This window comes from Neisseria sp. P0008.S010 (assembly GCF_051962715.1).
In the GTDB taxonomy this organism is placed as follows: Bacteria; Pseudomonadota; Gammaproteobacteria; order Burkholderiales; family Neisseriaceae; genus Neisseria; species Neisseria elongata.
The window spans coordinates 1-11,125 of sequence record NZ_JBQCVA010000054.1 but is presented as its reverse complement, the minus strand read 5'-3'; the positions used below and the strand labels follow the sequence as shown (position 1 = coordinate 11,125).

At 54.6% G+C, this 11,125-nt stretch carries 6 protein-coding genes; 5 read left to right on the top strand and 1 reads right to left on the bottom strand.

Annotated elements, in window-relative coordinates:
• The coding region (locus tag ACTHSL_RS10930) for an ESPR-type extended signal peptide-containing protein (protein WP_440381425.1) at positions 1-3,825 on the bottom strand (3,825 nt) is incomplete at its 3' end.
• Between the two features lie 366 nt (positions 3,826-4,191).
• Between ACTHSL_RS10930 and ACTHSL_RS10925 the strand changes: the two genes are divergently transcribed.
• The 5 genes from ACTHSL_RS10925 (at position 4,192) to ACTHSL_RS10905 (ending at position 11,042) form a co-directional block, all read left to right on the top strand.
• Positions 4,192-7,443, top strand: a complete 3,252-nt coding sequence (locus ACTHSL_RS10925) for a DUF2339 domain-containing protein (protein ID WP_440381424.1) — start codon at positions 4,192-4,194, stop codon at positions 7,441-7,443.
• Positions 7,440-8,225 carry a hydroxyacylglutathione hydrolase gene (gene gloB / locus ACTHSL_RS10920; protein WP_440381423.1) on the top strand — a complete coding sequence of 262 codons (786 nt, stop codon included), beginning with the start codon at positions 7,440-7,442 and terminating at the stop codon, positions 8,223-8,225. The genes ACTHSL_RS10925 and gloB overlap by 4 nt, the downstream gene beginning before the upstream one ends.
• Positions 8,226-8,367: 142 nt before the next feature.
• A complete protein-coding gene (locus ACTHSL_RS10915) occupies positions 8,368-9,963 on the top strand; it encodes a peptide chain release factor 3 (protein WP_440381422.1) in 1,596 nt (531 codons plus the stop codon).
• A gap of 89 nt (positions 9,964-10,052) precedes the next feature.
• Positions 10,053-10,430, top strand: coding sequence for a cytochrome C (locus tag ACTHSL_RS10910; RefSeq protein WP_440381421.1), 378 nt, complete (start codon positions 10,053-10,055; stop codon positions 10,428-10,430).
• Positions 10,431-10,520: 90 nt separating this feature from the next.
• Positions 10,521-11,042, top strand: a complete 522-nt coding sequence (locus tag ACTHSL_RS10905; RefSeq protein ID WP_440381420.1) for a hypothetical protein — start codon at positions 10,521-10,523, stop codon at positions 11,040-11,042.
• Positions 11,043-11,125 lie beyond the last annotated feature (83 nt).

Here is an 11,125-nt window from a genome sequence, read left to right as displayed (position 1 = left end):
GGTGGTTAACCCGTTGGTTGCTGCATTTACGGTAACATCCGAAGAGCCTTGTACCACCGATTTTTCAGCATTGACGGAGTATTCGGTGGCACCGGTTGCTGCGTCGGTGGCGCTAGAAACGGTGGTGTTTGCGCCTTGTTTTACCACGGTTTTAGCGGCGGCAGCGGCTTTCTTAACGTCGCCAATATTAGCGGCGTTGCTGTTGGTGGTGCCGCCGCTGGCGACGTTGGTGATTGGTTTATTGCCTGCGCTGATGCCGGTTTTGGTGATGCTTGGACCGCCGGTGATATTTAGGCCGTCTGAAGTTAAGGTGCTATCGCCGGCAACCACTTTAGGGGTGATGACTGAGGTTGTCGCGGTCACATTTTGTACGCTGATGTCATCATTTAAGGTAACTTGAACATCGCCATTATTTATTTTGGTGGTGATGTTTTTGTTGTCGCCTTTGATATTTAAACTGTCGCCTAATTTTTTGGTAACGGCTGAACCGCTGTCGGCAGCAAAGCCAATGCCTTGGGTATCGACGGCTGTTTTTGCCTCCACGCCCTTTTGAATCTCGGCTTTGGCGTCGTCTGTTAGGTCAAGTTCGTAGTTGGTGGTTTTGGTTTGGTTACCGTTCGTCACTTCAGTCGGGTTCAATGCCAACTTACCGCCAGTTTTGGCGCTGACGGTGGTTTTATCGGCATGAACGGTATAGGTGGTTTGGTTGCCAGAAACGGCAGAAGCAACGTGGGTGTTGTCGCCCGCTGCAACCACGCTGGTTTTTTCGCTGTTGGTAACGGCCTGGTTGATGGCGTCGGCAACGTTTTTTGCGGTGGCAAATTCATCGCCGTTTTTGTCAGCCAAAACCGTGCCGCCGTTTACGCTTAGATTGGCTTTATTGACATTAAATGCAATGTCGCCGTTTTTGTTTTCGGCGGTTGTGCCAGTACCGTTGACAAAGTTTAGCGTTGAATTGGCTTGATTTAATGTTTTAGCGGCAGTACCGTTAACTTGTACACCGATGTTTTGTAAGGCACTGTCGGCTTTGGCTAATGAGGCTTTGGTTTTGTCCGCCAAATCCAGTTTATAGGTGGTTAAGTTGCTGGCGGTATCTTCTGCTGAAGTCAGTTTTAACCCATCAGCGCCGTTTTCCAATGTAACAGCGGCAGCTTTGGCATTGACGGTATAAATTGCTTGACCGTTTGTGCCGTCGGTTTTAATGACGCTGGCGACGTTGGTACCGGCTTGAACCTCGGTTTTGGCGGCTTTAACTTGTTTAAAGCTTGCCGCATCGGTATCGGCTGCGCCGTCGGCAATGTTGGTGATTTTGTTGCCGCCGTTGGAAAGTCCTGCATTGGTTAGGGATACAGAATTAGTGCCGCTACCAATTTTTAGGCCGTCTGAAGTCAATACACTATTTCCAGTGGTTACGCTGGTAAAGCTTGGGGTTTGGCTAAAATCCAAAGTAACGGTATCGCCGGTTTTGCTGGCGGTTAAATTAGGGTTACTTGAAACCACCTTTTGTACTGCGCTATCGGCTTTGGCTAGGCTGGCTTTGGCTGTGGTTGATAAATCGGCGGTGTATGTGGTGGTTAACCCGTTGGTTGCTGCATTTACGGTAACATCCGAAGAGCCTTGTACCACCGATTTTTCAGCATTGACGGTGTATTCGGTGGCGCCGGTTGCTGCGTCGGTGGCGCTAGAAACGGTGGTGTTTGCACCTTGTTTTACCACGGTTTTAGCGGCGGCAGCGGCTTTCTTAACGTCGCCGATATTGGCGGCGTTGCTGTCGGTAGTGCCGCCGCTGGCTACGTTGGTGATCGGTTTGTTGCCTGCGTTAATACCGTTGTTGTTTACGCTCGGGCCGTTGTTGATGGTCAGGCCGTTGTTGTTCACAGTGGTATTGCCGGTTTTCAGGCTGCCTGCATTGCCCAAATCCACGTTTTGCGCGAGCTTGAGGCGCAATGTGTTGCCGGCCTTGTCTGCCACCACGCCGATGTTGTTGTCGGTGAGTGTGCCGGTAGCGCCTCCTTTCACGTTGAGGGTAGTGCCAAGCTTGCGCTCCACGGTGGTACCGCTGTCGCCGTCGAATTTGAGCGGATTGGCGGCTTGGGCGGCAACGTGGTAGAGCTGGCTGCCGTTGATGGCATCGGTGGACGTGGCTGAAATTTCACCAGGGGCAACGTGTTTGATTTGGCGCTCATAACCTGCCGTACCGATAGAAACCTGCGAACCATCTGTAATCTTAGTTGCACCGGCAAAACCGCTGTAGGTAACACCGTTCACGGTAGCGCTGGTCACTGCGGCTGCATTAGTGCTCGTGCGCGAACCTGCGCCGATAGCCACGGCTTTTTCTTTGTCGGCTTCCGCGCCCACTCCGAATGCAGATGCACCCACTTTAGTGGCTCGCGCACCCGGGCCGAAAGCAGTGGAAAGCGCGCCTGTAGCTTGGGTTTTCACACCCACGGCAATCGCGGCCTCAGCCGCCTCTGTACTTTGATAACCGGTGCTCATTGCCGTGCCGGTCAGGCGTTGGTAATCCGCGTCCACTTGGACTTTGGCCAGATCCCAATCATCGCTGCCGATAGCGATAGAGGAATTGCCATTGGCACGGGTATTGTTCCCGATAGAAGTGGATTGCCCGCCCAATGCCTGTGCATCTGGGCCGATAGCCACTGCTTGGGTAAATCCTGTTGCCTGTGCCGTCCAACCAATCGCTACAGACTGCCTGCCGGTGGCTTTGGCAATATTGGTGGCCGTTTCATTCGAGCCGATTACAACAGATTTCTCACCAGATGCCTCTGCTTTGTTACCGATGGCAATTGCATAAGTTTTCGTGGCCTGTGCCGTGTCACCAACTGCCACAGTGCCAATACCTTTTGCCCCAGCGCTCAAACCCATAGCAATCGATTGTGCTTGTGTCGCTTCTGCACTGGCGCCGACAGCGATGGAATACGTACCGCCCGCTCGTGCCGACTGCGCAGCGCTGCGGCCGCCGCCAACGGCAATCGAATTTGCACCGGAAGCTTGGGAGAAGCGGCCCACCGCCACCGAGCTTTCGGTGACGGCATTACTGCTGTTGCCCAAAGCCAAAGAACCAATGCCTTTAGCGGAAGACAATGTTCCAACGGCAACCGATTGCGATGTTACAGCGGAGCTTTTATAGCCGATGGCCACCACTTGGTTCACATTGGAGACGCCCTGATTGGCATCCGTACCGATGGCAATAACGTGCTGGCCGTTAATATTCTGTGCCGCGCCCGTACCGATACCGATTACATTATTGGCAGCCGCCGCATTTTTCAGCGCACCCTCGCCCACGGCAATATTGCGCCCTGTGCTGGTGGCATTTTCACTCGCCGCCTTACCAATGGCAACATCCGCCTCACCCAGTGCATTGGCACGCTCACCAATAGCAACCGTTTGATTATGATGCGCTTTGCTGTCGGCACCAATAGCCAAACCGGACGTACTGGAAGCGGAAGAATTCGCACCCAAAGCCACATTGCTTTCACCCGCCGTTTTGGCCGATAAACCAATGGCCACAGATTTGCCGGGCTTATTGCCGCCTACAACATCAGCCGCCGTTGTGGACGAATCACCGCAGACCACGTTTTTGCTGTTGTCATCGTAATAACAAAATTTATAGTCTGTCCCGGATGGCAAGGCATTGCCGCCGGAAGTGGTCGTGCCTGTACCGGCTAAGGCCTGGGAAGCGGCCAGCAGCATAACGGCGGCAACCGTGGTACATGTGGCACCCTTGCTTTTGGATTTAGTCAATTCGGAAACAACGGTATAAGAACCAATGCTGTTGTTCCAAACAATTTTAAAGATTTTATTCATTTGGCTTTTGTCCAATCTCAGTATAGGTATTCGGTAATCCGGTGCTAAAGATGATGCGGCAACGGAATTTTTAACGGCAGCCGACGGCATAACGCCGACGGCGGGGAATTCGGCTTAATCTACGGCAAACGGAAATTATTGTATTTAATCCGTTACCTATCGTTCCGAAAAAAAGGGGGGATTGTAGTGCATATCGGTAGACAGTCAAACCTTTATCTCTATTAATTAAACCTATTGTAAGTGGGCATAAATCCTGCCTATCTCAAAATGAGGCCGTCTGAAAAGTATTTTTTCCACATTTGGACAGCCTTCAGACGGCCTGTTAGAATCCTCAAGAAATAAATGTATTGTCGGAAGGATGCAGCGATGCAGTATGTGGTATTTGTCGTATCCGTGATTATCGGCGCATGGATGGGTTATCCCGTGTCCGGTTTCATCATCGGTCTTGCACTGTGGTATGGCATTGTCAAAATCCAAGGCAAGCCGTCGGCAGAAACCGAACAGCTGAAAGCCGAGATAGCCGATCTGCAAAGACGCGTGCATGCGCTGGAATTGCAGCTGTCGAGGCCGTCTGAAAATGTTTTGCCAACCGCGCAGGAAGAGGAACTCCATCCTTCAGCCATACCCGATGCCATGCCGATGCCGTCTGCGGCCGAACCGGCATTGGAAGCGGCAGCGGCCGTTCCTCCGGCATACGCGGCAAACGAAACCACACAGCCGCAGGCAGCCCGCATCAGCCGTTTGCAGCAGATGCATTTGCAGGCCGAAGAGGCAGCGGCAGTAGAAAACAGGCCGTCTGAAAGCGATTCGGCAGATCGTTTTCAGACGGCCTCCTTTGTTGAAGCCGAACAAGGGCAGGCGGCCGCCCGGTCTGCCTATTATGATCGGAGGCCGTCTGAAAAAGAGGCGGCAACCGACGGGGGCGGCAATTTGCTTACCCGTTTGACGGGCGGCAATTTGTTGTTGAAAACAGGCATCGTGGTGCTGTTCCTCGGTTTGGCCTTTTTGCTGCGTTATGCTTCCGAACGCGTCCATATCCCAATCGGACTGCGTTATCTGTCGGTGGCGGGCGGTGGTTTGGCCGCTGTGGTTGCTGGCTGGAAGCTGCAAAGCCGGCGGCGCGAATACGGCCTGATTCTGCAGGGTTTCGGCGTGGCGGTGATGTATCTGACCTCGCTGGCGGCTTTGAAGCTGCACCCCCTGCTGCCCGCGCCAGTAGTGTTTGCCGCGATGGTGGTGCTGGTGGCGGCGATGGCCGTGATGGCGGTGCGGCAGGATGCCCAAATAATGGCTCAGGCTGCGGTCATCGGCGGGATGGCCGCACCAATTTTGGTGTCCGACGGCAGCGGCAATTATCTGGTGCTGTTCTCCTATCTCGCACTGCTCAATACCGGTATTGCGGCGATTGCCCGGTTTAAGGCCTGGCGGTCGCTGAACCTGACCGGTTTTGTCTGCACGTTCTGTATCGCCCTGTTTTGGGGCCTCAAGTCGTATACGCCGGAGCATTTCTCCACGACCGAGCCGTTTTTGATTTACCACTGGCTGCTTTATACATTAATTGCCTGCTTATTCGCCCGCCGCCGGTTGTCGGAGGGCGGGGACGATGCGCTGCCGCCGTTGGCGGACAATGCGCCGCTGGGGGACATTATCGGCCATATCGCCAAACACGGAATCCGCGTGCACATACTCGACCACACCTTGCTGTTCGGCACAATGACCGCCGCTTTTGCTTTACAGTGCGGCATCACCGCGCACCTGACGCACGGTTCGGGCTGGTCTGCCGTATTGTTTGCCGCCGTTTACGGCGCGGCCGCGCTGGTGCTGCGCGGCAGTTCGGGGTTGGCGGTGTTGCGGCAGGCGTTCGCCGCCTGCGCTTTGCTGTTTGCCACGGCGGCCGTACCGCTGTTTTTCAATCGCGGCGACACGGTTTCATTGTGGTCGCTGGAAGCGGTGCTGCTGTACTTTTTCGGCCTGCGCGGACGGCTGCCGCACCTGCGTTTCGCCGCTTTGTCGGTTTATTTGTCGGCGGCGGTGTGTCAGTTGGGTGGTTACAGCTCGGCTGCCGATACGCTTTTGTCCGGCTCTTGGGCGGACACTTTGTTCGCAGCGGCGGGCGGCGGCCTGCTTTATGCCTGTTGGCGCAAATGGCGTTGCGAAGGTTCTGCCGCGTGGGAACGCGGTTTTCAGACGGCCTCTTTGGCTTTTGCCGTACTTTATGCTTCGCTGCTGCCGATGCTGTTGTTGTCCGAAGATGGGAAGTTGTCGGTTGCCTACTCCGCTTTAGCTTTACTGTGGGCGGCGTGCCAATACCGAAAAAGGCAGCCGGTATTTACTGCCGCCGCGCTGTTGTGCGGCCTGACCTTGATTTTCTTCAGCATCAATATGTCGGACGGTTGGCCCAATAAGACAGTGGGATGGCTGCTGCAGGCCGTTTTGCTGTTTGCCGCCTCTTTTGCCGCCGGCCGGCCGAAGTGGCAAAACGGAAACAAGACTTCCGTAGCGGCATTGTGTGCAGGCAGCCTGTTGTTCACTATTTCCTTACAGCCTGCCTATACCGGTTGGCAGGAGGTATTGCAGCCGCTGGAGGCTTACGGTACGAGTACCATATGGCTGTTGTCCGCCGTATGGCTGCTGCCGTTTGCCCTTGCCTGCTCGCGCTTAAACTGGCGGCCGCCCCTCTTTATCCTGCTTTTCTTCAGCCTCCTGACCTTCACCGGCTATCCCGGCGCGGCCGCTTACAGCGAAACGCCGCTCTATGCCGCATTCTGTCTCGCTGCGGCAACCGCCGTCCATTGGTATCTGCTGAAAGTACAGCCTTTGGAGCAATCTGCCGCCGACTGGTTGCACGGCATTTCCCTGCTGCTCTTCGCCGCTGCTTGGACGCATTTTTCCGGCACGGTCGGCGCGCTTTGGCTTGACGGCGTGTGGCTGCAGGTGGTGTGGCTAACCGTACCGCTGGCATTTTGGCTGCTATCTGCCTCGCCGAAACAGCCCGCCCTTTTCAGACGGCATCCTGCCGCCTATCTGAAATTCGGCGGCATTATGTGTGCACTGTTCGCGGCCGGATGGCTGCTGCGGGTCAATATTTCCGCGCCGCACCGCCCTGCCCCGCTGCCCTACCTGCCGCTGCTCAACCCATTGGAACTGGCTTCCGTCGGACTGCTGTGGCTGGGCTGGCGCGGGTTCGAACGCATCGCCGCATCAGACGGCTGGAGTGGGACGGCAAAACGCCAATATGCCGCGCTTTTGAACGGACTGGCCTTTATCGTATTGAGCGCGGGCGTGATGCGCCTGTGGCATTTCTTCGACGGCATCCGCTGGCGGCTGGATTACCTTTTGGCCTCTTTCGGCCTGCAGGCCAGCCTGTCCGTGGTATGGGCGGTAACGGCCATCGTGCTGATGGTGGGCGGCAACCGCAGCGGCAGACGCAGCCGCTGGCTGACAGGTGCCACGCTGATGGCGGTAGTGGTCGTCAAACTGTTTTTGGTCGAATTGGGCAACAGCGGCGGCATCGCCCGCATCGTATCGTTCATCGCCGTCGGCCTGCTGCTGCTTTTGGTGGGCTGGTTTGCTCCCGTTCCGCCTAAAGAAAATATTTTGGAAGAAACTAAAAAATGACTGACGCTATTCAACCTCCTACCCGCCATGCCCTATCAATCACCGCCATTCCCGCTTTGGGCGACAACTACATCTGGCTGCTTTCAGACGGCCTCCATGCCGTCTGCATCGATCCGGGCGATGCCGAACCCGTACTCGATTACCTCGGACAAACCAAAACGGAACTGACGCAAATCTGGATTACCCACCACCACCACGACCACACCGGCGGCATCGCCGGCCTGAAAAGCTGTTTTCCCGACTGCGAAATCTACGGCAACCGCGACATTGCCGCCGCCACACACCCTATCTCGGAAGGCGCACATCTCAACTTCGGCGGCTGCCGGGCAGAAGTTTGGCAAGTGCCGGGGCACACCGACACCCATCTGGCCTATCTGTTCGAATACGGCGGCAGGCTGCATGTTTTCTGCGGCGACACCTTGTTCAGCGCAGGCTGCGGCCGCGTGTTTACCGGCACGGCAGCCGACCTGGCCGCCTCGTTCGACCGCTTCAAAACCCTGCCCGACGACACCCTGTTCTACCCCGCACACGAATACACGGCGGCGAATCTGGCCTTTGCCGCCCACATCGAACCGGACAATCCGGCCATCCGCGCGGCAGCCGAAGCGGCACGCCGAACGCCCACGCTGCCGGTAAGCCTGGCTCACGAAAAAGCGGTCAATCCGTTCCTGCGTACCGACAACCCGGCCGTCCGCCGCCGCACCGCCGAACTGGCCGGACGCGCGGTTTCCGACAGCAAAGAAACCTTTGCCGTATTGCGCGAATTGAAAAACAACTTCTAACCGCAAACAACAAAAGGCCGTCTGAAAACCGCTTGGTTGGTTTTTCAGACGGCCTTTATGTGTCAAAACCTGTTAAAATCCGCCGTTTTACTTTTCACGCGTTTCAGGCCGTCTGAAAACGCCAAACCGACACGAGAACCCCATGTCCCAAGAAATCCTCGACCAAGTGCGCCGCCGCCGCACGTTTGCCATCATCTCCCACCCCGACGCGGGTAAAACCACGCTGACCGAAAAGCTCTTGCTGTTTTCAGGTGCGATTCAGAGCGCGGGTACGGTAAAAGGCAAGAAAACCGGCAAATTCGCCACCTCCGACTGGATGGAAATCGAGAAGCAGCGCGGCATTTCCGTGGCATCAAGCGTGATGCAGTTCGACTACAAAGACCACACCGTCAACCTCTTGGACACGCCGGGACACCAAGACTTCTCCGAAGACACCTACCGCGTATTGACCGCCGTGGACAGCGCATTGATGGTCATCGACGCGGCAAAAGGCGTGGAAGCGCAAACCATCAAACTCTTGAACGTCTGCCGCCTGCGCAATACGCCGATTGTCACGTTCATGAACAAATACGACCGCGAAGTGCGCGATTCTTTGGAATTGCTGGACGAAGTGGAAAATATTTTAAAAATCCGCTGCGCGCCCGTTACTTGGCCGATCGGCATGGGCAAAAACTTCAAGGGCGTGTACCACATCCTGAACGATGAAATCTACCTCTTTGAAGCGGGCGGCGAGCGCCTGCCGCACGAGTTCGACATCATCAAAGGCATTGACAATCCCGAACTGGAACAACGCTTTCCATTGGAAATCCAGCAGCTACGCGACGAAATCGAATTGGTGCAGGCGGCTTCCAACGAGTTCAATCTCGATGAATTTCTCGCAGGCGAACTCACGCCTGTGTTCTTCGGCTCCGCGATTAACAACTTCGGCATTCAGGAAATCCTCAATTCATTGATCGACTGGGCGCCCGCGCCGAAACCGCGCGACGCGACCGTGCGCATGGTCGAGCCGGACGAGCCGAAATTTTCCGGATTTATCTTCAAAATCCAAGCCAATATGGACCCGAAACATCGCGACCGCATCGCCTTCTTGCGCGTCTGTTCCGGCAAATTCGAGCGCGGCATGAAGATGAATCACCTGCGCATCAACCGCGAAATCGCCGCTTCCAGCGTGGTTACATTCATGTCCCACGACCGCGAGCTGGTGGAAGAAGCCTACGCGGGCGACATCATCGGCATCCCGAACCACGGCAACATCCAAATCGGCGACAGCTTCTCCGAAGGCGAACAACTGGCGTTCACCGGCATCCCCTTCTTCGCGCCCGAACTGTTCCGCAGCGTCCGTATCAAAAATCCGCTGAAAATCAAGCAACTGCAAAAAGGTTTGCAACAGCTTGGCGAAGAAGGCGCGGTACAGGTGTTCAAACCCATGAGCGGCGCAGATTTGATTTTGGGCGCGGTCGGCGTGTTGCAGTTTGAAGTCGTTACCTCGCGCCTCGCCAACGAATACGGCGTGGAAGCCGTGTTCGACAACGCATCCATCTGGTCGGCGCGCTGGGTATCGTGCGACGACAAGAAAAAACTGGCAGAGTTTGAAAAAGCCAATGCGGGCAATCTGGCGATAGACGCAGGCGGCAACCTCGCCTACCTCGCCCCCAACCGCGTGAATTTGGGACTCACGCAAGAACGCTGGCCGGACATCGTGTTCCATGAAACGCGCGAGCATTCGATTAAGCTGTAAAATGCAGATCAGGTCGTCTGAAACCCTAACTGGACGGACAATTCGAATCTTTTTTATGTGTTCTACGTCTATAACTTGAAGGAATGTTGATGAAAAAACAAATTGTATTGGCTGTTGCCCTGCTTCTGACCACTGCTGCCGCAAATGCCGGCGGAGCCAGACTCTCCTGCGGCCAACAGAAATGGAATGGAACAGAATTAGGCGTAACCAAATGCCGTTATTCAGGTAAATCTTTATCTGACGCTTATACTGCCGCTTTAAAAAAAGAGGGGCAAAACGGAGTACTGCCCAAAACCCTGCCAACCCGTAATATAAAACGTCAAATAAACGAAGAAACGGAAATTTCCATTCAATGGACCGGCACAAAAATAGTCAATGTTTGCGTAAATAACGAGGGATTCGATTGTTTCGAATTGAAACAGCAAAAAGATTATGTAGATGTTACATTTACAGTCGCAACACCATAAATCTTGGTTTAGGTCGTCTGAAAACTCAGTATGGCAACAAGCATAGATACCTGATACAGCCGACCAATTTTGCCTAATTCGGAGAAAATCATGCAAAAACTGCTTTTAGCGACAGTACTCATGGCAAGCATGCAATTTGCTGCCGCCGCCCGCGCATCCATAGCAATTCCTAAAAAAGTACAGGAAGCCATCAATGAAGATAAACAAACCTGCCGTGAAATGGGGGGAAAATTCTCTGTTGGTCAGGCTTTGAATATTATCGATTTGAATAACGACGATTATCATGATTTTGTCTACGACATGAGCAAGGTCACTTGCGCCAACGCACCTGATCTGGGCGGCTCCGGCGGCTGGGCGGTCACTGTTTTTGCAGGTCAACCGGATGGTTCTGCCAAACAGGCATTTCTTCATGGCGCAGTCGGAACAAAAATCATCGGCAACAAACTTTATTTAGGCGTGAGTGGAGAGCTATGCGGCGAAGACACACGCGGTAAAGTACGTGCACAATATCAAAATTGTATCCGTCCGATACAATGGGATGCGCGCAAGAAAGTGTTTGAGTTTGCGCCTGTCTCGCAGAAAAAGCCGTTCCCCAAAAGCTGGGCAAGGTAGTGGATAAATAGACCTCTTGCGAAAATATTCATCCCATCGCATTAATCAGTCCTGCAATCAGATTTACCCTTAACCCGAACCGT

What these genes read in the sequence shown, in the direction of transcription:
- ACTHSL_RS10910 (WP_440381421.1), top strand. Translation starts at nt 10,053, where the DNA reads ATGAAAAAACAAATTGTATTGGCTGTTGCCCTGCTTCTGACCACTGCT.
- gloB (WP_440381423.1), top strand. Translation starts at nt 7,440, where the DNA reads ATGACTGACGCTATTCAACCTCCTACCCGCCATGCCCTATCAATCACC.
- ACTHSL_RS10925 (WP_440381424.1), top strand. Translation starts at nt 4,192, where the DNA reads ATGCAGTATGTGGTATTTGTCGTATCCGTGATTATCGGCGCATGGATG.
- ACTHSL_RS10905 (WP_440381420.1), top strand. Translation starts at nt 10,521, where the DNA reads ATGCAAAAACTGCTTTTAGCGACAGTACTCATGGCAAGCATGCAATTT.
- ACTHSL_RS10915 (WP_440381422.1), top strand. Translation starts at nt 8,368, where the DNA reads ATGTCCCAAGAAATCCTCGACCAAGTGCGCCGCCGCCGCACGTTTGCC.